The following is a 22,373-nucleotide window of genomic DNA, read 5'->3' on the forward strand; positions in this document are numbered from 1 at the left end:
GCGGCGCCCCGATGGCGTCGCTCCCGTCGCACGGGCATCGTCGCTCGCACGCCGAACGCAATCCGCTGCGCGCGCATGGTCGACGATGCAGCCGAGTATGCGTGGTCCAGTCATCGCGGCACCATCGGCGCCGTGGACGATCCGCTGCTCAGTGCGCATCCGGCCTGGCAAGGCTTGGCGTCGAGCCCGGCGCTGCGCCACCAGGCGTGGCGCGCGCTGGTCGCGGAGGCGGTCGATTCGAAAGGAGATGGCCCTCGTCGCTAAATTGCCCGGCCGAAAATGCGGATGCCCGCCTGGGTGATCCTATATTTCGACCGTGCCGACGGGTCCAGCACGTCGGTTACCTGCACCGTCCAGGTTCCTCGTGCGTCTTCGTCGAGGAAGGCATTGCTCGAAGCCAGGCTGATTTCAAATCCGTCCGGCGTCGGGACCAGGAAAGCCAGGCCCGTCAGTACGGTGCTGACGGTGCCGGATGGGGATACGACCGTTACCCGAAGATTGCTCGGCGTCGGGTGGGTCGTCTTCAGACGGATATGTACCGTCTCGATTTTCAGGCGCGAACGCGCAGTGACTCTTACGCGTCCTGACGTGTTGCGATAGCCGACCGGGACCGGCGTGCCTGCATAGGTGATCCAACAGCTGTCCCTGATCTCCGGCAACGGGGAGAAATGCCGGGCCGCCGCGACCGCTCGGGTCGCATCCACCAGCCCGAAGCCATAAGCATTGCTGAAATAATGACCCGCGGCATTCCTTACCCATCCCTTCTCGAGCAGGGTGCCGTGATAGAGCACATCCGGTCGATTCCGATCGATCCGTCTGGCCGTCGTCGCGAGAATGTACTTGATCTCTCGCCAGGTCAGTTTCGGGTTGACCTGCAGCATCAGCGCAGTCACGCCCGTCACCATCGGCGCCGCCGAAGACGTGCCATTCATCCGGGCGGTGAAGAGACAGCGCGGATTGAGAGCGGATGGCTTGCCGCGGTTGTCGAAGAAGTTATCGCCCGCCGTCTTCATGCCCCGATCGCAGCCCACCCGGTCGGTCGTCACGATAGCCGGTGAAAACATGTAAGCCGGCATGCCGTTGATCTTCCCGGCGTCACCGACGCTGCGCAGATAGTTCCGCTGCATGCCGTACTCACCACCTGGCGCCGACACCCATATGACCGATCCGGTGCTCGAGTACGATGACTTCACGCCATTTGCGTTGACGGCACCCACTGCCAGCGCGTTGGGGAGGGAGCCGAGCATGTTGGTGGCTCCAGGCAGGCAGCTCACGCCGCTGCCGCGGGTTATTTCGGCGCAGACCTCTTGTGAGATGCCATCGGCCCCAAGGAACTCGTTCCCCGCTGATACGACCAGCAGGCTCTTGTCCCTGTCGTCCAAGCGATCATCCGCATCCTGCTCGTCCGCTTGTGGGAGAAATATCGGTGCCGTACCTCCTGCGCTCACGTTCACGACCCGGGGCATCGCCCTTCCCTTTGCCTCGGGAACGTGGAGATCGAGGATCCGGACGTCCGGGGCTATGCCGCGACCGCCGATGCCGTTATGCGCACGCGCACCGATGATTCCAGCCACCGCGGTGGAATGACCTGCTGCCGCGATGGCGTGAGCTCCGGTCGAACCACTGAGATATGCACTGTCCGGCTGCACCGTCTTGATGATCAGATTGTCGGCCAGATCGGGATTCGTCGGATCGATGGGCGCACCTTCGTTCACCCCGACGATGACCCCTTTTCCGGTCACGCCCTGTTCGTACAGCCTCCCCATGTTCAGGTCTACGCCGGCGGTCGGAAGGACGTCGCCGATGGCGCGCTGCCCCACATTTTTCAGATGCCACTGATATCTATACAAAGGGTCGTCGGTATCGCTGGCGCTGCTGTCCTCATGAAATGCCAACAGTGGCAATAACAGAAGCGTAAAAGTGCGGCGTGCCCAGATATTCATGTGCGACCTCGTAGCCGAAGATTTATGAACGGAGCGGACATGGAGAAATTCAAGTCGGCACGTGTCAAGTTCTCTGTTATCTCGTGAATAGTGAGTAACTTGAATGATTCGATCGAGATTCGGTTCATGACGTCAAGCAGGATCATGATCACGACACGCTTTGACGCACTGGTCCGGGCCTTCCACGCGCATCCCGACAAGCAGGAACGTCGACCTGGTGCTGGTGACGCCTGTGTACACGCAGATACGCAAGCGCGTTTAGGCTTCCGATGGAGTCTGGTGTCGCGACGCTGGGCTATTGCGAAGCCTTTGTGACCTCGACGGTCGGCAGATCAGGCACCGGGAAACGACCGGGCATGCAGCAAACTGGGAAACGCACGCTGCTCGCAATCCTCGCGTTCGCAGGTGAGACAGCCCGGGCCGATCGGTACCGCGTCGTCGATCGCCTTGAGATCCCAGCCGCGCGCATAGATCAGCTGGTCGGCATGGCGCAGGTCGCAGCCGACGGTCAGCGCGAATCGCAGGGGCATCGTCGCTCGCACGCCGCCGCAAGATGCGAGCATGCCCCGACGTCCCCGGATCGACCTGCCCGAGACCAAGGCCTTTGCCGCGCCTGTGCTGCGCGGGCGCTTAGGCGTGGCTGCAAACAACGCAGATCGACCCCGGTTTAGAGGGGTGGCAGGCGCAGGGGCGGGAAGGCGCGTTGGACGCAGTCGGTGCGTTCGCAGACTTTGCAGCCCGGGCCGATCGGGGTGGCGGTGGCGAGGTCGTCGAGGTCGAGGCCGCGCGAGTAGGTCAGGCGGCCGGCGTGGCGCAGGTCGCAGCCCAGGCTGACGGCGAAGGTCTTGCGCTGGCGGCCGTAGCCGGTCGGGCCGCTCTCGACCTGGCGCGCCAGCCAGAAGTGGCGGCGGCCGTCGGGCATGCGCGCGACCTGGGTCAGGATGCGGCCCGGCTGGTTGAAGGCCTCGTAGACGATCCACAGCGGGCAGGCGCCGCCGACGTGGGAGAAGTGGAAGTCCGTCGCCGAATGGCGCTTGGAGATATTGCCGGCGCGGTCGACGCGCACGAAGAAGAACGGCAGGCCCGGCCGGCCAGGGCGGGCGAGCGTGCTCAGGCGATGGCAGACGGCCTCGAAGCCGACACCGAAGCGGTGGGCGAGGCGGTCGATGTCGTAGCGCTCGGCCTGGGCGGCGTCGAGGAAGGCGCCATAGGGCATCACAAGCGCGCCGGCGTAGTAGTTCGACAGGCCAATGCGGGCCTGCGCGGCGCGTTCGGGATCGGCGAAGCCGGCCTGGGCGACCAGCGTGTCGATCAGCGCGCCGTGCTCGCGCAGCGCGAGCTCGGCCGCCATCTGGAATGCCTGCTGGCCGGGCTGCAGCCAGTCCGACAGCCACAGCGTGCGGGTGCCCGGGTCGAAGCGGCGCTTGTCGTCGAACCCGTCGCCCAGCGCCACGGTGATGCTGTGGGCCTCGCGCAGCCGCTGGCGCAGCCGCGGGGCGACTTGGCCGGCGACCAGCCCGTGCGCGCCGAACGCGGCTTCGGCGATGTCGTCGAGCTCGGCGACGTGATTGCGGCGGCGGTTGAAGTAATCGCGCACCGGGTCGCCGTCGGGCCCGGCGAGCTCGACCTCGCCCAGTTGCGCGGCGAGCACGTCGGCGCGTTCGCGGATCGCGCGCTGACGGCGGTGCAGGTCCAGCAGCACGCGGGCGATGCCGGGCAGGTCGCCGGCCAGGGTCTCCAGTTCCTCGGGCGTGGCCGCGGTCTCGCCGAGGTCGGCCAGCGCCTCGCGCAGTTCGCCGACCAGGGCGGCCGGGCCGGCATCGTCGAACAGTGTCGGCTGCGGGCCGAGCAGCGCTTCGAGCCGCGCTTGCACCGCAGGGGTGAGCGGGCGCTGGTCGCGCTCGATCTGGTTGAGGTAGCTCGGCGACAGCGCCAGCGCCTGGGCCAGCGCGGCCTGGGCCAGGCCGTGTTGCTGGCGCAGGCGGCGCAGCCGGGCGCCGACGAAGCGCTTGGGACGGGCCATGAGGGTTCGCAACCTTCGCAGGAATGTCGGCGATGTTCGCACGATACGCGGGCGTGAACAGGCGCCGGGCGGTGCGATCCTGCGAATAATGCGAATCCCGTCCCGCCCGCAGGCCTGTCCCATGTCGAATGCCCCGCACTCCGTCCCGCTGCTGATCGATGGCGAGTTCGTCCAGTCCCAGACCCGCGAATGGCGCGATGTGGTCAACCCGGCCACGCAGGCGGTGCTGGCGCGCGTGCCGTTCGCCACCGCGGCCGAGGTCGACGCGGCCGTCGCCGCCGCGCAGAGGGCGTTCCAGACTTGGCGCAAGACCCCGATCGGCACGCGTGCGCGGATCTTTCTGAAGTACCAGCAGCTGATCCGCGAGCACATGAGCGAGCTGGCCGCGATCCTGACCAGCGAGCAGGGCAAGACCCTGCCCGACGCCGAGGGCGACGTGTTCCGCGGTCTGGAGGTGGTCGAGCACGCCGCGGCGATCGGCAACCTGCAGCTGGGCGAGCTGGCCAACAATGTCGCCAACGGCGTCGACACCTACACGCTGTTGCAGCCGCTGGGCGTGTGCGCCGGCATCACCCCGTTCAACTTCCCGGCGATGATCCCGCTGTGGATGTTCCCGATGGCGATTGCCACCGGCAACACCTTCGTGCTCAAGCCCTCCGAGCAGGACCCGCTGGTGACGATGCGCCTGGTCGAGCTCGCGCTCGAAGCCGGCATTCCCAAGGGCGTGCTCAATGTCGTGCACGGCGGCCCGGATGTGGTCAACGCGATCTGCGACCACGCCGACATCAAGGCGGTCTCGTTCGTCGGTTCGACCAAGGTCGGCACCCACGTCTACAACCGCGCCTCGCTCGCCGGCAAGCGCGTGCAATGCATGATGGGCGCGAAGAACCACGCGATCCTGCTGCCCGACGCGAACAAGGAGCAGACCCTCAACGCGATGGCCGGCGCCGCCTTCGGCGCGGCCGGCCAGCGCTGCATGGCCGCCAGTACCGCGGTGCTGGTCGGCGAGGCGCAGGCCTGGATTCCCGACCTGGTCGCCAAGGCCAAGACGCTGAAGGTCGGCGGCGGCACCGAGGCCGGCACCGATGTCGGTCCGGTGATCTCGTGCGCGGCGCGCGAGCGGATCGAAGCGCTGATCGCCTCGGGCATCGAGGAGGGCGCGACGCTGGAACTCGACGGCCGCAATCCCCAGCTGGGCGGCGACTACGCCAAGGGCAATTTCGTCGGCCCGACGATCTTCTCCGGGGTCAAGCCCGGCATGCGCATCTACGACGAAGAGATCTTCGGGCCGGTGCTGGTGATCCTGGCGGCCGAGTCGCTGGACGAGGCGATCGCGATCGTCAACGCCAACCCCAATGGCAATGGCGTGGCGGTATTCACCCAGTCGGGTGCGGCCGCGCGCAAGTTCCAGGAGGAGATCGATGTCGGCCAGGTCGGCATCAATGTGCCGATCCCAGTGCCGGTGCCGCTGTTCTCGTTCACCGGCTCGCGCGCGTCCAAGCTCGGTGACCTCGGTCCGTACGGCAAGCAGGTGGTGACGTTCTACACCCAGACCAAGACGGTGACCGCGCGCTGGTTCGACGACGAGACGCTGGGCCACGGCGTCAACACCACGATCAGCCTGAAGTGATGATGGACGTCTCCGTCACCACCGGCGCCGATTTCGGCCTGACCGAAGAGCAGACCGCGTTCCGCGAGGCCGCGCGCGATTTCGCCGCCGCGCAACTCGCGCCGCAGGCCGCGCACTGGGATGCGCAGGGCATCTTCCCGCGCGACGTGATTGCCGGCGCCGGCGCGCTCGGCTTCTGCGGCATCTACACGCCCGAGGATGCCGGCGGCATCGGCCTGTCGCGGCTGGATGCGGCGCTGATCTTCGAGGAACTGTCGGCGGCCGACCCCTCGACCGCGGCCTACATCAGCATCCACAACATGGCGACCTGGATGCTCGCATCCTGGGCCGGGGCACGGGTGCGCGGCGAATGGGCCGCGGCGATGGCCAGCGGCGACAAGCTCGGCTCCTACTGCCTGACCGAGCCCGGCGCGGGTTCCGATGCCGCCTCGCTCAAGACCCGCGCAGTGCGCGAAGGCGACGACTACGTCATCGATGGCAGCAAGGCCTTCATCTCCGGCGCCGGTGCCACCGACATGCTGATCGTGATGGCCCGCACCGGTGGCGAGGGCGCGCGCGGGATCAGCGCGTTCGCGGTGCCGGCCGACCTGCCGGGCATCGAGTACGGCAAGAAGGAAGAGAAGATGGGCTGGAACAGCCAGCCCACCCGCACGATCAGCTTCACCGGCGTGCGTGTGCCGGCCGACCATCTGCTCGGCGCGGAAGGCGAGGGCTTCAAGATCGCGATGAAGGGCCTGGACGGCGGCCGCATCAACATCGCGGCCTGCTCGCTGGGCGCCGCCCAAGGTGCGCTCGACGCCGCGCGCGGGTACCTGCGCGAGCGCAAGCAGTTCGGCAAGGCGATCGGCGAGTTCCAGGCGCTGCAGTTCAAGCTCGCCGACATGGCCACGCAGTTGGTCGCCGCCCGGCAGATGGTGCACACCGCCGCGCGCAAGCTCGATGCCGGCAGCGGCGATGCCACGGTGTGGTGCGCGATGGCCAAGCGTTTCGCGACCGATGCCGGCTTTGCCGTGTGCAACGATGCGCTGCAGTTGCACGGCGGCTACGGCTACATCCGCGAGTACCCGGTCGAGCGCCTGTTGCGCGACAGCCGCGTGCACCAGATCCTGGAAGGCACCAACGAGATCATGCGCGTGATCGTCGCGCGCCATCTGCTCAACACCGAGGAGGACCTGCGATGAGCCACACCGCCCACGACTACCGCACGCGCGACTGGACCGGGCTGGGACTGGAGATCGACGGCCACACTGCGATCGTCACGCTGCGCAATCCGCCCGCCAACACCTGGACCGTGCACAGTCTGGCGGCGCTGCGTGACCTGGTCGCCGCGCTCGACGGCGACCGCGACATCTATGCGCTGGTGATCACCGGCGAGGGCGAGAAGTTCTTCTCGGCCGGCGCTGACCTCAAGCAGTTCGCGTCCGGCGACAAGGCCGCCGCACGCGAGGCCGCGCGCCGCTTCGGCGAGGCCTTCGAGGCGCTGAGCGCGTTCCGCGGCGTGTCGATCGCCGCGATCAACGGGTATGCGATGGGCGGCGGGCTCGAGTGCGCGTTGGCCTGCGACCTGCGCATCGCCGAGGCGCAGGCGCAGCTCGCGCTGCCCGAAGCGACCGTGGGTCTGTTGCCATGCGCGGGCGGCACCCAGAACCTCACCCGCCTGGCCGGCGAGGGCTGGGCCAAGCGCATGATCCTGCTCGGCGAGCGCATCGACGCGGCGACCGCGCTGCGCATCGGTGTGGTCGAGGAGGTCGTGGAGCGCGGCGAGGCGAAGGCGCGCGCACTGGACTGGGCGGCCAAGGCCGCCAAGCAGTCGCCGACCAGCGTCGCAGCGTGCAAGCGACTGGTGCAGACCACACGCAGCCAGCCCGCGGTCGCCGGCCTGATCGCCGAGCGCGAACTGTTCGTCGACCTGTTCGACACCGCCGATCAGAAGGAAGGCGTCGCCGCGTTCCTGGAGAAGCGCAGCCCCGTGTGGACCAACGCATGAGCGCGGCCGATCCCGCTGCGGTGCTGTTCGAAGAGCGCGCCGCGGCCGGCGGCCGCCGCGTGGGCATTGCCACGCTAAACCGGCCCAAGACCCTCAACGGCCTGTCGCTGGAGATGGCGCGGCTGCTCGATGCGCAACTCGTGGCCTGGGCGCAGGACGAGGCGATCGCCCTGGTCGTGCTGCAGGGCGCCGGCGAGAAAGCGTTCTGCGCCGGTGGCGACCTGCATGCGCTGTACGAGAGCATGACCGCGTATCGCGCGGCGGGCGCCACCGACGTGCGCGACAACGCCTACGCCGCCGAGTTCTTTGAGGTCGAGTACCGGCTCGACCACCGCATCCACACCTACCCCAAGCCGGTGCTGTGCTGGGGTCATGGCATCGTCATGGGCGGCGGCATCGGCTTGATGGCCGGCGCCAGCCACCGTGTGGTGACCGAGCGCTCGAAGCTGGCGTTCCCGGAAATCACCGTCGGTCTGTTCCCGGATGTGGGCGGCAGTTGGCTGCTGGCCCGCGTGCCCGACCGTGCAGGCCTGTTCCTCGCACTGACCGGCGCGCTGCTGGGGCCGGGCGATGCGATCCACGCGCAGTTGGCGGACGTGCACCTGGCGGAGGCCGATCGCGAGGCGGTGTACGACGCCATCGCTGCCGAGCCCTGGGCACACGACGACCGCGACAACCATGCGCGGCTGGATGCGCTGCTGCAGCGCTTCGTCGTCCCGGTCGAAGTCGGCCCGCTGCAGTTGCACGCACAGACCGTCGCGGCGGTCTGCGCCCACGCGCGGCTGGAGGACATCGTCGAGGCGATCGCCGCACTCGACGCCGGCGACGACGCCTGGCTCGCCGCGGCGCAGAAGACGTTTGCCGCCGGTTCGCCGGGATCGGCGCGGCTGGGGTTCGAGCTGCAGCGTCGCGCGGCCGACCTGTCGCTGGCCGACGTGTTCCGCATGGAGTACGTCGCCGCGCTGCATTGCGCCGCGCATGGCGATTTCGCCGAGGGTATCCGTGCGCTGCTGATCGACAAGGACCGCACCCCGCGCTGGGCGCCGGCCACGCTGGCTGCCACGACACCGGCCTGGGCGCAGACGTTCCTCGTCGAACCCGACTGGCCGGGCGGTGTGCATCCACTCGCCGACCTGGCCTCGCCGCGCGCCGCATGACCTGTCGGCCGGCGAAGACTGCACGCCCCATCCGCATCGTCACCTGGAGAATCACATGACTCGCATCGCCTTCATCGGACTGGGCAACATGGGCGGGCCGATGGCCGCCAACCTCGCCAAGGCCGGCCACGCCGTGCGTGCCTTCGACCTCAATACGGACGCGCTTGCCCCGGTCGTGCAGGCGGGCGCGAGCGCCGCTGCCAGCGCTGCCGATGCGGTGGTCGAGGCGGAGGTCGTGATCTCGATGTTGCCGGCCAGCCGCCACGTCGAAGGCCTCTACCTGGGCGACGACGGCCTGATGGCGACGCTGCCCGACGGCGCGCTGGTCATCGACTGCAGCACGATCGCACCGGCCTCCGCGCAGAAGGTCGCCGCTGCGGCGAAGGCGCGTGGTCTGCAGATGATCGACGCCCCGGTCTCCGGCGGTACCGCCGGTGCCCAGGCCGGCACGCTGACCTTCATCGTCGGCGGCAGCGCGGACGCGCTTGAACGCGCCCGGCCGGTGCTCGAGGCGATGGGCAAGAACATCTTCCACATGGGCGATGCCGGCGCCGGTCAGGTCGCCAAGCTGTGCAACAACATGGCGCTGGGCGTGATCATGGCCGCGACCGGCGAGGCGATCGCGCTCGGCGCCGCGCATGGCCTGGACCCGAAGGTGCTGTCGCAGATGATGGCGGTCAGCACCAGCCGCAGTTGGGCGACCGAGGTCTGCAATCCGTGGCCCGGCGTGCTCGAGAATGCGCCGGCATCGCGCGGCTATACCGGCGGCTTCGGCAACGACCTGATGCTCAAGGATCTGGGCCTGGCCGCGGAGGCCGCGATGGGCACGGGCGCGGCGGTGCCGCTGGGCGAGTTGGCGCGCAACCTCTATGCGATGAACAGCCAGGCCGGTAACGGCGGGCTGGATTTCTCCAGCGTGGTGACGCTGCTGCAGCGACGCTGATCTGAACACCCGCCCGGTATCGCCGGGCGGGTGACCGTGCGGGACCGCCGCGGGCAGCGCTCGGGGGCATCGAGGGACGCGGCTGCCGTTGCGTCGGACCTGCCGTGCGTCCGCTCTCCCGGCGCCGCGCGCGCCGTGTCTGGCGAGCTGGCGGAGGCGCGGCGATCCCGCATGACTGCATGAGAATGCGACAGCGGGCACATGGGCGCAGGCTCGCGCATGACTTCCGGCGCCTGTGCGACGTTCGCCCGCCGCTTAAGCTCGCGGACTGGGTCGCCCGTGTGGCGACGCGTCTGTCTGGGGACTCCTGATGACTTCACCGTCGCTGCGCGCGCGGGCCCTGCGCCTGCGATCCTGGTGCCTGCTGCCGTTGCTCGGCCTGCTGCTGTGCGGGCCGGCGTCGGCGGTGACCGGCTATTACCGCGATCCCGCTCTGCACGGTGCGCATCTGGTGTTCGCCTCTGAAGGCGACCTGTGGCTGGCGGGCATCGACGGTGGCCAGGCCCGGCGCCTGACCAGCCATCCGGCCAACGAGACCCAGCCCTCGATCTCCGCGGACGGCACCCGGCTGGCCTATGCGGCCGACTACGACGGCGCCACCGAGGCCTATGTGATGCCGCTGGCCGGTGGCGTGCCCAAGCGCCTGAGCTTCGAGGGCGGGCGCGTGCTGGTGCAGGGCTGGACGCCGCAAGGCGAGGTGCTCTACGCCACTGACCAACGCGTGGGGCCGACCTGGTCGTGGACCTTGCATGCGGTGCATCCCGACACGCTGGCCCGGCGCGAATTGCCGCTGGCCGATGCGCGCGAGGCGACGTACGACGACCAGGGGCGGCTGTACTTCATCCGTTTCGGCCTGGCCGTAACCCAGGACAACGCGCGCGAGTACCGCGGTGGCGCCCGCGGCCAGCTGTGGCGCTTCGATCCCGGCGCCCGCGAAGCCGTGCGCCTGGCCGCCGACCACGTCGGCACGCTGGCGCGGCCGATGTGGTGGCAGGGCCGCCTGTACGTCATCAGCGATGCCGACGGCGTGCCCAATCTGTGGTCCTTCGATGCCGATGGCGGCGATCCGCGCCAGCTCACCGCGCATCGCGATTTCGAGGTGCGCGGTGCGCAACTGCGCGATGGGCGCATCGTCTACCAGCGCGGTGCCGACATCGCCCGCTACGACCTCGCCAGCGGCGACGATCGTGTGCTCGCGCTGACACTGGCGACCGACACCGCATCGCGGCGCACGCGCTGGCTGGACCGGCCGCTGGCCTTCCTCGACAGTGCGCGCGTGTCCGCAGACGGCAGCCGGGTCGCGCTGACCGCACGCGGGCGCGTGGCGCTCGCCGGCACCGGCGCGCTTCGCCGGATCGAGCCGGCGCTGCCGGAAGGCAGCCGGGCGCGCAATGCGGTTGTCAGTCCCGACGGGCGCTGGCTCTACGCCATCGGCGATGCCACCGGCGAGCACGAGATCTGGCGCTTTCCCGCCGACGGCAGCGGCCCCGGCGAGGCGCTGACCCGCGACGGCCGCACCCAGCGCTTCGATCTGGCGCCCTCGCCCGATGGCCGTTGGCTGGCCCACAGCGATTTCAGCGGTGCGCTGTGGCTGCTGGACCTGCGCAGTGGGCAGAACCGCCGGATCGACCAGAGCCCGGTGCGCGCGTACGAAGGCGTCGTCTGGGCGCCCGACAGTCGCGCGCTGGCCGTGGTGCGACCGGACACGAGCTATCAGCGCGAGCAGATCGTGCTCTACACCGTCGCCGACGGACAGCGCCATGTGCTGACCAGCGACCGCTACAACAGCCATTCGCCCGCGTTCACCGCCGACGGCCGCTGGCTGTACTTCCTGTCCGAGCGCGAGTTCCGGGCGACGCCGGGTGCGCCCTGGGGCGACCGCAACATGGGGCCGATGTTCGACCGGCGCACCCGCCTCTATGCGCTGGCGCTGCAGCCGGACAACCGCTTCGCGTTCCAGCCGCCTACCGAACTGCGCGCGGTCGATCCGGCGATCGACGCCGACACCCCGAGCGCGAGGCCGAGAAGGCCGAGGACGCAAAAGAGGCCGCGTCCGGCGCGCTGCCGCGGATCGTCACCGCCGGGCTGTCGTCGCGGCTGTACGAGGTGCCGGTGGAGGCCGGCAACTATCGCGCGCTGGCTGCCGGCCAGAAACACCTGTTCGTGCTCGACCAGCCTTCGCAGGCCGAGGCCACGCCGGTGTTGCGCAGCATCGCCTACCGCGCCGAGCGCGCGCGCATCGAGACCTTCGCCGAGCATGTCGCCGAGTTCGGCCTGTCGGCCGACGGCAAGACGCTGTTCTACCGCACCGCCGAACGCGATGGGCCGGGGGCGATGTACCTCGTCCCGGTCGCCGACAAGCTGCCCGACGACCTCGAGCCGTACCAGGTCCGGATCGGCGACTGGCGCCTGGCGGTCGAGCCGGCGCGCGAATGGGCACAGATGTTCGACGATGCCTGGCGCATGCAGCGCGACTACCTGTTCGATCCCGGCCTGCGCGGGCAGGATTGGGTGGCGATCGGCAACAAGTACCGCCCATTGCTGCCGCGCGTGGGCGAACGCACCGAACTCGACGACCTGTTGCGGCAGATGGTGGCCGAGCTGGGCGTGCTGCACTCGCAGGTGCGCGGTGGCGAGTACCGCCAGGACCCCGAGCGTCCGGTGCCGGCCTCGCTCGGCGGTGTGTACGAGGCCCATGCCGACGGCGTGCGCCTGCGCCATGTCTATCGCAGCGATCCGGAACTGCCGGATGCGCGCGCGCCGCTGGCCCGGCCCGGCACCGCGCTGCGCGCCGGTGACGTGATCACCGCGATCAATGGCCAGCCGGTGCGCACACCCGCCGACGTCGCCTTGCGCCTCGAGCACCAGGCCGGACAGCAGGTGCGGCTCGACTACCGCCGCGACGGCGCTGCGCGCAGTACCGTCACGGTACCGGTGACGATGGAGCGCGATGCGCAGCTGCGCTACGACGACTGGGTACAGTCGCGCCGCGAGCACGTCGAGCAGGCGACCGACGGCCGGATCGGCTATCTGCACCTGTACGCGATGGGCGCCAACGACATCGCCGCCTTTGCGCGCGAGTTCTACGCCAACATCGACCGCGAAGGCCTGGTCATCGACGTGCGCCGCAACCGCGGCGGCAACATCGACAGCTGGGTGCTGGGCACGCTGTTGCGCCGCGCCTGGGCGTTCTGGGCGCCGCCGGGCTCGGCGCCGTACTGGAACATGCAGCAGAGCTTCCGCGGCCACTTGGTGGTGCTGGCCGATGCGCTGACCTATTCCGACGGCGAGACCTTCTCCGCCGGTGTGCAGGCGCTGGGGCTGGGGCCGGTGATCGGCCAGCGCACGGCCGGTGCCGGGGTGTGGCTGAGCGACAGCAACCGGCTGGTCGATCGCGGGGTGATGCGCGCGGCGCAGAATGCGCAGTTCGACCGCGACGGCCGCTGGTTGATCGAGGGGCGCGGTGTCGATCCGGACATCGCGGTCGACAACCTGCCGCACGCGGCGTGGCGCGGTGAGGACGCGCAGCTCGACCGTGGCATCAGCGAACTGCTGCGCCGGCTGGAGGAGGCCCCGGTGCCGCGGCCGCAGCCGCAGCCGTTCCCGATCCGTGGCCGCTTCGACGACGGGCAGCCGCCCGCCGTCGATACTGCGCCGGGCGCGGACATGCCCGCGCCGTAACGGCCCCGCGTCTTCCGACGCAGGGCCTGTCGCGCTGGACGCACGCGCGCAGCACAGCCGCACCCTGTGCCGTCCACGCAATGCCGAGGACTGCGACGCGCGGCGGCGCGCGGCTGCCGCGATACGTTACTGTCGCCGATCACCCGAAGGAGACCCGCCATGCGCCTCGTCCTGGCCGCCTGCGCCGCCCTGGCCATCGCGTTGCCCGCCGCCGCCGCCGACCGCATCACCGGCCGTGCGTTCGCGACCCGCAGCGAAGTGCTCGCACCGCACGCGATGGCTGCGACCTCGCACCCGCTGGCGACCCAGATCGCACTCGACACGATGCGCGCCGGAGGCTCGGCGGTCGATGCCGCGATCGCCGCCAACGCCGCGCTCGGGCTGATGGAGCCGACCGGCAACGGCATCGGCGGCGACCTGTTCGCGATCGTCTGGGACCCGAAGACGCGGCGGCTGTACGGCTACGACGGCTCCGGCCGGTCGCCGCAGTCGCTGACCCTGGCCGAGTTCGCGCGTCGCGGGCTGACCGACATCCCGTCGCACGGTCCGCTGCCGGTCACCGTGCCCGGCGCGGTCGATGGCTGGTTCGCGCTGCATGGTCGCTTCGGTCGGCGCGCGATGGCCGACAACCTCGCGCCGGCGATCCGCTACGCGCGCGAGGGCCACCCCGTGCATGAAGTCATCGCCTACTACTGGGACCGGTCGGTGCCGCGGCTGTCGCAGTGGCCGGGCTTCACCGAGCAGTTCACGATCGATGGCCGTGCGCCGCGCAAGGGCGAGACCTGGCGCAACCCCAATCTCGCCAATACCTTGCAGGCGATCGCCGACGGCGGCCGCGATGCGTTCTACAAGGGGCAGATCGCGCGCACGATCAGCGACTACTTCGCCGCCAACGACGGCTTCCTGTCGTACGAGGACATGGCCGCGCACACTGGCAACTGGGTCGAGCCGGTGTCGACCAACTACCGCGGCGTCGATGTCTGGGAGCTGCCGCCCAGTGGGCAGGGCATCGCGGCGCTGCAGATCCTCAACCTGCTCGAACCCTACGACCTCGCGTCCTACGGTTTCGGCAGTCCCGAACACGTGCACCTGTTCACCGAGGCCAAGAAACTCGCGTTCGCCGATCGCGCCCGCTGGTATGCCGATCCGGCGTTCCATCCGGCACCGGTCGCACGGCTGATCTCCAAGGACTACGCGCGTGAGCGCGGGCAGCTGATCTCGATGGACCGCGCGCTGCGCGAGGTGCAGCCCGGCACGCCGCGCCAACTCGACGAAGGCGACACGATCTACCTGACCACCGCCGATGCCGACGGCATGATGGTCTCGCTGATCCAGTCCAACTACCGCGGCATGGGCAGTGGCATGGCCCCGCCAGGCCTGGGCTTCATCCTGCAGGACCGCGGCGAGCAGTTCGTGCTCAAGGCCGACCATCCCAACGGCTACGCGCCGGGCAAGCGGCCGTTCCACACGATCATCCCCGCGTTCGCGACCCGCGACGGTGAGCCGTGGCTGAGCTTCGGCGTGATGGGCGGTGCGATGCAGCCGCAGGGCCATGTGCAGATCCTGATCAACATGATCGACTTCGGCATGAACCTGCAGGAGGCCGGCGATGCGCCGCGGATCCAGCACGACGGCTCGACCGAACCGACCGGGCAGAACACCGCGATGACCGACGGCGGCGAACTCGACCTGGAAAGCGGTTTCTCGTACGACACCGTGCGCGCGCTGATGATGAAAGGCCATTCGGTGCGCTTCTCGCACGGCCCCTACGGCGGCTACCAGGCGATCATGAAGAACCCGCACGGCGGCTGGATCGGCGCCAGCGAATCGCGCAAGGACGGCCAGGCGGCCGGCTACTGACCCCAGGCGCGCGTCGCGCGCCCGCGCTCGCCGCAGCGCTCGACACGCCACCTCCCCCGCTTGCGGGGCGAGGTCGACGCGCACAGCGCGGCGGGTGGGGGGCGGGCTTTTCCCGGCATCCAAACGACGTTCCCTCGTGGCCGATCGCCCCCACCCCAACCCTCCACCCGTGAAGGGCGCAATGCCCGCACGCGGGGGAGGGAGCACAGTGCTGCGGCGTTGCAGTGCCGAAGATCGCGACACCTCCCCCGCTCGCGGGGAGGTCGACGCGCGCAGCGCGGCGGGTGGGGGGCGGGCTTTTCCCGACATCCAAACGACGTTCCCTCGTGGCCGATCGCCCCCACCCCAACCCTCCCCGCACGCGGGGAGGGAGCACGGCGCTGCAATGCCGAAGATCGTGGCACCGCCCTGCGCGCGGAAGAGAGGGCCGCGTTGCAGTGCCGAAGATCGCGACACCTCCCCCGCTCGCGGGGGAGGTCGGCGCCGCAGGCGCCGGGTGGGGGCATCCCGCGATCCCCACCGCGTATCCTGCACCGATGACCGACATCCGGAAGTCCTCGATGCGCCCCATGCTGCTCGCCGTGCTGATCGCAACGTTCGCGATTCCCGCCGCCCAGGCGCAGGCGCCGTACACGCGCTTCGACGAGGCGCCGCAGACCGACGCGCCGTCGCAGGCCGAACAGCGCGCCTGGACCGACTGGCTGCAGCGCAGCGCCGCCGCCCTCGCCGACCACGGACAGCCGCGCGATCTCGCCCTGGCGGCGATGCTGCGCTCGGCGACCACGATGGCGGGCTACGGGCCGCGCGATGACGACGCGCCGTCGTCGGCGGCGCCCGCCGACGCGCAAGCCGACGCCTGGCGGCGCAGCGCGGCGGACAAGGCCGGTGACGATGCGCTCGCCAATGCGCTGCTGATGGCCGGCGGCGATGCCCCGCTTCGTCTGCGCGCGGCGCAGCGCTGGCTCGGCAGCGACCCGGAGAACCTCGCGCCGCTGCTGTATCGGGGCGGCCGTGTCGACACGCTGCTGGCCGATGCGCGCGCCGCGCGCCGCTTCGACCTGGGCATGCTCGAGCAGGTCCGCTGGATCCAGGCTGCGCTGCTGCGCCACCCGCCGACCGCGACCGAACGCGCGGCGCTCGCCGATGCGGGCGACTACATCGCCGACGAACACGCGGCGACGATCGCGATGACGCTGTGGGCCGCGTTCCCACCGCCGGGCCTGGCGCCGATGCTGCAGGCCTGCACGCCAGACGCGCTGCGCGGCGACGCCGACCGCCTGCGCGATTGCCGCCATATCGGCACGCTGATGGCCGAGACCGCCGACACCCAACTGGGTCGCATGCTCGGTCTCGAACTGCTGGCGCGCACCGCGGCCACCGCGGCCGAGCGGCGCGACGCGCAATCGCGCCAGCGCACGCTCGACTGGCAGATGCTCGAGTGGGGGCGCATCGCCGGGTCGCAGCCACGCGATGGCGCCGCGCAACTCGTGCGCCTGCTCGCCGAGCCGTCGATCCGCAGCGAAGTCGCACTGGTCGAGCGCGTGCTGCAGGAGGCGGGCGTGTCGCTGACGCCGCCGGCGGACTGGCAACCGATGCGTTGATCCGTCGCGTCGCGTGCGCGTGGTCAGTCGCGTTTGATCGCACGCCCGCGCACGGTGTGCGCGTCGAACACGAACGCGTAGGTCAGACGCACGGGCACGGCCATCACGACCGTGTCGTCGCCGCGACACTCCGGATCGGCGTCGGCGGCCGCCGCGTCGGGAAACGTACAGATCGCTGCAGCGACGAACGACCAGCGCGCCAATGGCGGGATCAGATGGCCTCGATCCGGAAATGGGACATCGCGTCGCCGATCACATCGATCAGCGCACCGTGTTCGGCGTCGAGCCAGAACTCGACGGCGGCATGCATCGCCGACATGACCAGCGCTGCGGCCAGGCGCGGGGCCAGGCTGACGGCCGGATCGGCACCGATGCGCTGGCCGATTGCCGCGGCGATCGCCTGTTCGATGTCCCGATCCGCCTTGGCCGCTTCGGCGAACAGCGAAGGCTCTTTGCGGATCAGCCGGCCCCGGGCGATCCAGTCGCGATCGGGTTCTTCCTCGAACAGTGTCAACGCCGTTGCGCGCAGCGCGTCGTGTAGAGACCGGTCGACCGGCTGCTTGGCGAGGATCTCGCAGAAGTGCTCCGCGCGGATCGTGACGCTGCCGACGATGGCCGCTTCCTTGCTGGAGAAATAGTTGTTGAAGGTCCGGGTCGAGACGTCGGCCTCGGCGGCGATGTCTTCCACGCGCACGTGCGCGACCCCGCGTTCGAGCGCGTGGGCCAGTGCGATCGCGCTCAGGTTTGCGCGCAACGCACGCTTCTTGCGTTCACGAAGGCCCACGACGGGGGACGCTGTACTCATCGAATCGAGCTTTCCGGGACGGATGGACGGGCGGGCCTGCTGTCAGCGGCCGTCTTCGAGCGTGCTCGAGCATCGGTAAGTATCAGTCAGGCCATCCGCCGCATCCAACCGTCGGGAATCGAGCCGTCGCGACGGGTGGACCCGAGCCGTGTCGTCTTGCCAATAAATTTGCTTAACAAGAAAAATTGCGCAAGGAGAAATAATTAGCTATCGTGCATCGGCACGGGAGGCCGACCCCTGTCTTTCCGGCAGGTCGGGCGACCGCGATGCACGCCAGGCGCCGCGCACCGCCGTCACGGTCTCGCCGTTGCACCTTTCTTATCGACGGAGCAAACGCAGTGACGATCGAATTCAGCCATTGGCCGGAGCACTACGGAAAGTCGTTCCAGGTGACGAAGATCCTGGGGCTCGCCTCGCTCGGATTTGCCGATGCCACGGAAATCTTCGAGGCGTGCAAGCACATCGATCCCGACAACGACGAAACGTGGGTGCGGGAGTGGCTGACAACGGCGGAGGCCGTCGAGCGGCACGCGCAGCGCGCCGAGGCGCTCGGGAACTGGTACGCGGCGAGAGCGGCCTATGCGCGCGCCTGCAACTACGCACGCACCGCCGAGTTCATGGTCAAGAACGATGAGGCCGAGAAGGTCCGTCTGATCCGCAAGTCGACCGCGCTGTTCGAGGCGGCCGGCCAGTACTTCGACGTCAAACCGGAGAAGGTCCAGGTTGCGTACGAGGATGTCCAACTGGACGGCTACTTCTTCTCGCCCGACTGGATCGAGGGCCCGAAGCCGACCTTGTTCGCGCTCAACGGCGGCGAAGAGCATTCGTCGGAGAACTATTTCAACCTCGGACCGGCCTTCATCGAAAGCGGATACAACTTCTTCGTCTACGACCAGCCGGGAACGGGACTGTCGCTGTATGAGAAGGGCAAGACGCGGCGCGCCGATAGCGAGGCGTTCCACTCCAGGGCCGTCGACTTTCTGCTGACCCGGCCGGAGGTGGATCCCGATCGCATCATCGTGTTCGGCGAAAGCTTCGCCGGCTACGATGCGCTGCGTTTCGCCGCATTCGATCAGCGCATTGCCGCGGTGATCTCGGACGGCGGCACGCACAAGTTCGACTGGGCCGCCATGCTCAAGTGGATGCCGCCGAGCCTGGCCGCTCACGGCCTTCGCATCCTCGGCGCGAAAAGCCTGGAGGACTTCGCCAACGACCCGCAGTTCGCCTACGACCTCGAGGGTATCCTGCATCAGATCCAATGCCCGTTACTGGTGGTCCACGGCGCAGAGGAGGCGCTGGTGCAGCCTGATCCGCTCAGACAAGCGCTGACCAACTACGAGCAGGCCGGTTCGAAGCACAAGACATTCCTGCCGATCGAGGATCGCCGGCTCGGTGGACTCGAGCACTGCCAGGTCGACAACAAACACGTCGCGCGCGAAGTGGTGTTGAACTGGTTGTGCTCGATCGGCCTGGGGCCGTCTGCGCCGCGGTCCGCGCGTCCTCAGGCGGCGTGATCGATCGGGCGGCCGTCGCGGGATGGCGGTGTAGGGGCGTCGGACGTGCACCCGTCGCAAGGCCGCACCGGTACCGGGGCAGGTTCGCGGGCGATGCGCGGGCCATGGCCCCGCGCATCGCCCACTGTCGCGGCCACCGTTACAGCCGCTGCGCCTTGCCGGCGGCCAGCGCGTCATCGAGCAGGCGCGGCAGGGCCGCTTCGACCTGGCGGCTGGCTTCGGCCTGGCGCTTGCCGAGCGCGCCCTGTTGGCGGCCCAGTTCGGCCTGCTGTCGGCCCAGCGCACGTTGACGGTCGCCGAGCTCGCGCTGGCGCGCCGCGATCTCGTCGAGGTCGCGCTGTTCGCTGGCCGGGACGTTGCCGTTGCCGGCCAGTGCGCGCTGCGCGGCGGCGGTGGCCAGGCGGGCCTGTCGCTGGCTCAGAACGCCCTGCTCGGCGCCGAGCCGGCCTTGCTCCCCGCCCAGCCGACCTTGCTGCGTGCCCAGCTCGCCCTGCTCGCGGCCCAGGCGGGCGACGGGTTCGAAGAGCGTGTCGAAGCGGCGCAGGGTGGCGGGGTCGCGGATCAGATAGCGGTCGTTGCCACGTCGCAGCCACAGCGCATCGCCGCTGCCGGTCTGGCGCTTGGCTTCCTCGAAATCCTCCGTCGACCCGCTCATGGCGAAATCGGCGCCGCCGCGGCTCCGCACATAGGCTTGGGACGTCCGGCCGGAGATCTGGACCTGACGGGTGCCGACCGTCGTCGCCGAGGCGAGCGACGACGCGATTGCGGGTGCGGCGGCGGCCAGGGCTTCGGACGTGGCGGCGGCCGTGATCGCGGCGATGTCGACCGACCTGATCGCGGCCTCGGCCTCTTGCGCCGCGGCGGCGGCGATCTTGGCAACCTCTTCTGCGCTGAGCGCGGCGGCCACCGCCGCGGTGATTGCCGGGCGTGCAGGGGCGGCAGGCGCTGCCGGCGTTGCCGGTGCCACTGGCAGCACCGGGCGCGTGGGGGTCGCGGCAGCGGCTGGCACCGGCGGCACCGCGGCGGCGGGCGCTGCGACCAGCCGCAGCGGCAGCACGCCGGCGACGGCGACCCCGAGCAGCAGCACAGAGGCGCCCAGGCGCGAGGAGGAATGCGTGGTCTGCAGCATGGTCAGTCTCCGCTTGAGGCTCAGGAAGGTCGGTGAGGCACTGGCCAGGCACGCGGGCCGGCCGGGCGTGACGCCCAGGCGCACCAGCAATCGACCGTAGCCGTGCCGGCAGCGGTGGTCGCCGGCGACCACCGCAGCGTCGCAGGCGGCCTCGCGGGCGATGCCGTACTCGCGCACGGCCAGATGCACCAGGGGGTGGAAGAACAGCAGGTGGCGCGCCAGCGTCGGGACCCAGCCCAGCCACAGGTCGCCGCGGCGCAGATGCACCAGCTCATGCGTCAGCGCCATGTCCAGCTCGTCGCTGTCGAGCGCGGTCTGCTCGGGCAGCAGCAATGTCGGGCGCAGGGCACCGACCAGTTGCGGCGAGGCGATCCGGGCGGAGATCCGCAGTGTCGGCACCCGCCGCAGGCCGTGGGCCTCGCAGGCCAGCGCCAGCGCCTGGGTCAGCGAGGCGTCGGTGCAGGGACGCGCGCTGCGGACGACGGCGCGGGCCTCGCGCCAACCGCGCAGCGTGCCGGCAGCCATCACCAGGACGCCGGCGGCCCACAGCGCCGCGATCGCGACCGGCCACAACGGCGCGGCGACCTGCGGCGCCTGCACGGCGACGATCGCGACGTCGCTGGCGGGCAGCGCCAGTGCCGGCATCGGCGGCGGGGCGGTGGCCGGCAGCCACGGCAGTTCCAGCGGGCCGACGGTCAGGCCCAGCACGGCCTGCAGACCCACCAGCCACCACAGCCAGCACTGGCTGGCGGCGGACAGCCGCGGCAGCCAGCGACACAGGCCCCAGACCACGGCGGCGAGCACCAGGGTGTGCAGGCTGGTCGTGGCCAGGCGTTCGAGCAGCATCGCGATCGTGGTGTCCATGCTCAATCCTCCCCGCGCTCGGATTGCAGGCGTGCGACCAGCGCCTCGAGTTCGGCCAGCTCGTCGTCGCTGACCTTGCCGCGCTTGGACATGAAGGCCACGAACGGGCTCACCGAGCCCTGCAGGGTCTTCTCGACGAAGGCCGCGACCGCGCCCTGCACCACGTCGTCCTCGCCGCGCGTGGCGGCATAGCGGTAGACACCGTCGACGCGGTGGCGGCGCAGATAGCCTTTGGCGCGCAGGCGCTCCATCATCGTGAGCACCGTCGAGCGCGCCAGGCCGCGCGCCTCGCCGAAGTCGGCGGCGACTTCGCCGACCGTCGCGTCGCCTTGCTGTCCGATCGACTGGAGCAAGGCGAGCTCCTGGTCTCCGATCGTGGATCTGGCCATGCTGGTATTCCCGGTTGACTACAGATGTCGTCAGGCTAGGCGTGACGACAGTTGTCGTCAACCATGACCGATGGCATGGGTGTACCGGGCGACGTGCCGCAATCGACCGATTTCGGCTTGTCCGGGACTCCACACACGCCTGTCCGCTCGCCGGTGTACGCTGGCCGCGACCGGACCTGCGGAAGACTTCGATGAAGACCGTGTTGGTGGCCAGTTCCAAGGGCGGCGTCGGCAAGACCACGATCGCCACCCATCTCGCTGCGCATGCGGCGCTGGCGGGCGAGTCGACCGTGCTGGTCGATGCCGACCCGCAGCACTCCTCCACCCGCTGGGCCGAGCGCCGCGCCGGACTCGACAGCGCGGTGCTGCCGATCGACGGCAGTGCGCGGCACCGCAAGGTGCTGGCGGCGGTCCCCGAGGGCACGACGCGGTTGATCATCGACGCCGCCGCCGGTGCGATGGCCGACGATCTGGACGCCTATCTGGAAGCCGCCGATGCGATCGTGGTGCCGGTGCTGCCGTCGGCGCTCGACATCGATGCGACGGTGGGCTTTCTGAACACGCTGGCCCGTCATCCGCATGTGCGTCGCGGCAGCACCCGCGTGGGCCTGGTCGCCAATCGGTTGCGGCCGTGGACCAATGCCTCGCAGCAGGCGCTCGATCTGCTCGCGCAATGGCCGTACCCGGTGGTCGCGCAGCTGCGCGACAGCCAGGCCTACGTCATGCTCGTGGGGCTGGGCCGCAGCCTGTTCGACTACCATTCGGCGCAGGTGCGCGAGCATCAGGACGATTGGACGCCGCTGCTGAAGTGGCTGAAGAAGTAACCGCGCACCCGATCCCGACCCGA

At 69.8% G+C, this 22,373-nt stretch carries 19 protein-coding genes; 11 read left to right on the forward strand and 8 right to left on the reverse strand.

What is annotated here, in order from left to right; translation table 11 throughout:
- Positions 1–75: 75 nt before the first annotated feature.
- Positions 76–264 (forward strand): hypothetical protein, encoded by a 189-nt coding sequence (locus BEN78_07435; GenBank protein ASR43233.1) that lies wholly within the window; start codon positions 76–78, stop codon positions 262–264.
- Here the strand turns inward: BEN78_07435 and BEN78_07440 are convergent.
- From BEN78_07440 to BEN78_07450, 3 genes are all read right to left on the reverse strand, one after another.
- Positions 261–1,910, reverse strand: coding sequence for a hypothetical protein (locus BEN78_07440; protein ID ASR44994.1), 1,650 nt, complete (start codon positions 1,908–1,910; stop codon positions 261–263). The genes BEN78_07435 and BEN78_07440 overlap by 4 nt on opposite strands.
- A gap of 365 nt (positions 1,911–2,275) precedes the next feature.
- Positions 2,276–2,473, reverse strand: coding sequence for a hypothetical protein (locus tag BEN78_07445; protein ASR43234.1), 198 nt, complete (start codon positions 2,471–2,473; stop codon positions 2,276–2,278).
- 137 nt (positions 2,474–2,610) lie between these two features.
- Positions 2,611–3,966 carry a Cro/Cl family transcriptional regulator gene (locus BEN78_07450; GenBank protein ID ASR43235.1) on the reverse strand — a complete coding sequence of 452 codons (1,356 nt, stop codon included), beginning with the start codon at positions 3,964–3,966 and terminating at the stop codon, positions 2,611–2,613.
- 121 nt (positions 3,967–4,087) lie between these two features.
- Between BEN78_07450 and BEN78_07455 the strand changes: the two genes are divergently transcribed.
- Genes BEN78_07455 through BEN78_07475 form a run of 5 tightly spaced genes read left to right on the forward strand, consistent with a single transcriptional unit; the run spans position 4,088 to position 9,683 of the window.
- Positions 4,088–5,596, forward strand: a complete 1,509-nt coding sequence (locus BEN78_07455; GenBank protein ID ASR43236.1) for a methylmalonate-semialdehyde dehydrogenase (acylating) — start codon at positions 4,088–4,090, stop codon at positions 5,594–5,596.
- A 2-nt stretch (positions 5,597–5,598) separates the two neighbouring features.
- Positions 5,599–6,777, forward strand: a complete 1,179-nt coding sequence (locus tag BEN78_07460) for an acyl-CoA dehydrogenase (GenBank protein ID ASR43237.1) — start codon at positions 5,599–5,601, stop codon at positions 6,775–6,777.
- The gene (locus BEN78_07465) at positions 6,774–7,583 is read left to right on the forward strand and encodes an enoyl-CoA hydratase (GenBank protein ID ASR43238.1); all 810 of its coding nucleotides are present in this window, start codon (positions 6,774–6,776) and stop codon (positions 7,581–7,583) included. The genes BEN78_07460 and BEN78_07465 overlap by 4 nt, the downstream gene beginning before the upstream one ends.
- Positions 7,580–8,740, forward strand: a complete 1,161-nt coding sequence (locus BEN78_07470) for an enoyl-CoA hydratase (GenBank protein ASR43239.1) — start codon at positions 7,580–7,582, stop codon at positions 8,738–8,740. The genes BEN78_07465 and BEN78_07470 overlap by 4 nt, the downstream gene beginning before the upstream one ends.
- 55 nt (positions 8,741–8,795) lie before the next feature.
- Complete coding sequence (locus tag BEN78_07475) at positions 8,796–9,683, forward strand: 3-hydroxyisobutyrate dehydrogenase (protein ASR44995.1); 888 nt, start codon at positions 8,796–8,798, stop codon at positions 9,681–9,683.
- Positions 9,684–9,999: 316 nt separating this feature from the next.
- On the opposite strand, the gene BEN78_07480 is transcribed toward BEN78_07475, so the two are convergent.
- Positions 10,000–11,445 (reverse strand): hypothetical protein, encoded by a 1,446-nt coding sequence (locus tag BEN78_07480; protein ASR43240.1) that lies wholly within the window; start codon positions 11,443–11,445, stop codon positions 10,000–10,002.
- A gap of 344 nt (positions 11,446–11,789) precedes the next feature.
- On the opposite strand from BEN78_07480, the gene BEN78_07485 reads away from it, so the two are divergent.
- The 3 genes from BEN78_07485 (at position 11,790) to BEN78_07495 (ending at position 16,825) form a co-directional block, all read left to right on the forward strand.
- A complete protein-coding gene (locus BEN78_07485) occupies positions 11,790–13,364 on the forward strand; it encodes a hypothetical protein (GenBank protein ASR43241.1) in 1,575 nt (524 codons plus the stop codon).
- A gap of 159 nt (positions 13,365–13,523) precedes the next feature.
- Positions 13,524–15,224 carry a gamma-glutamyltransferase gene (locus BEN78_07490; GenBank protein ASR43242.1) on the forward strand — a complete coding sequence of 567 codons (1,701 nt, stop codon included), beginning with the start codon at positions 13,524–13,526 and terminating at the stop codon, positions 15,222–15,224.
- A 701-nt stretch (positions 15,225–15,925) separates the two neighbouring features.
- Positions 15,926–16,825 (forward strand): hypothetical protein, encoded by a 900-nt coding sequence (locus BEN78_07495; protein ID ASR44996.1) that lies wholly within the window; start codon positions 15,926–15,928, stop codon positions 16,823–16,825.
- A 23-nt stretch (positions 16,826–16,848) separates the two neighbouring features.
- On the opposite strand, the gene BEN78_07500 is transcribed toward BEN78_07495, so the two are convergent.
- Together BEN78_07500 and BEN78_07505 are read right to left on the reverse strand one after the other, a co-directional pair.
- Complete coding sequence (locus BEN78_07500) at positions 16,849–17,028, reverse strand: hypothetical protein (GenBank protein ID ASR43243.1); 180 nt, start codon at positions 17,026–17,028, stop codon at positions 16,849–16,851.
- A gap of 8 nt (positions 17,029–17,036) precedes the next feature.
- Positions 17,037–17,630, reverse strand: coding sequence for a hypothetical protein (locus tag BEN78_07505; GenBank protein ASR43244.1), 594 nt, complete (start codon positions 17,628–17,630; stop codon positions 17,037–17,039).
- A gap of 338 nt (positions 17,631–17,968) precedes the next feature.
- Here BEN78_07505 and BEN78_07510 point away from each other — a divergent pair, with 338 nt between their 5' ends.
- The gene (locus tag BEN78_07510; protein ASR43245.1) at positions 17,969–19,144 is read left to right on the forward strand and encodes an alpha/beta hydrolase; all 1,176 of its coding nucleotides are present in this window, start codon (positions 17,969–17,971) and stop codon (positions 19,142–19,144) included.
- Positions 19,145–19,283: 139 nt separating this feature from the next.
- Here BEN78_07510 and BEN78_07515 read toward each other — a convergent pair whose 3' ends face one another.
- Both BEN78_07515 and BEN78_07520 read right to left on the reverse strand, forming a co-directional pair.
- Positions 19,284–21,137 carry a hypothetical protein gene (locus tag BEN78_07515; protein ASR43246.1) on the reverse strand — a complete coding sequence of 618 codons (1,854 nt, stop codon included), beginning with the start codon at positions 21,135–21,137 and terminating at the stop codon, positions 19,284–19,286.
- Positions 21,138–21,139: 2 nt separating this feature from the next.
- On the reverse strand, positions 21,140–21,526 hold the full coding sequence (locus tag BEN78_07520) for a methicillin resistance protein (GenBank protein ID ASR43247.1): 387 nt from the start codon (positions 21,524–21,526) through the stop codon (positions 21,140–21,142).
- Between the two features lie 191 nt (positions 21,527–21,717).
- On the opposite strand from BEN78_07520, the gene BEN78_07525 reads away from it, so the two are divergent.
- Complete coding sequence (locus BEN78_07525) at positions 21,718–22,350, forward strand: CMP-binding protein (GenBank protein ASR43248.1); 633 nt, start codon at positions 21,718–21,720, stop codon at positions 22,348–22,350.
- Positions 22,351–22,373: the final 23 nt, after the last annotated feature.

The sequence above is a fragment of the Xanthomonas citri pv. mangiferaeindicae genome, assembly GCA_002240395.1.
GTDB lineage: Bacteria > Pseudomonadota > Gammaproteobacteria > Xanthomonadales > Xanthomonadaceae > Luteimonas > Luteimonas citri_A.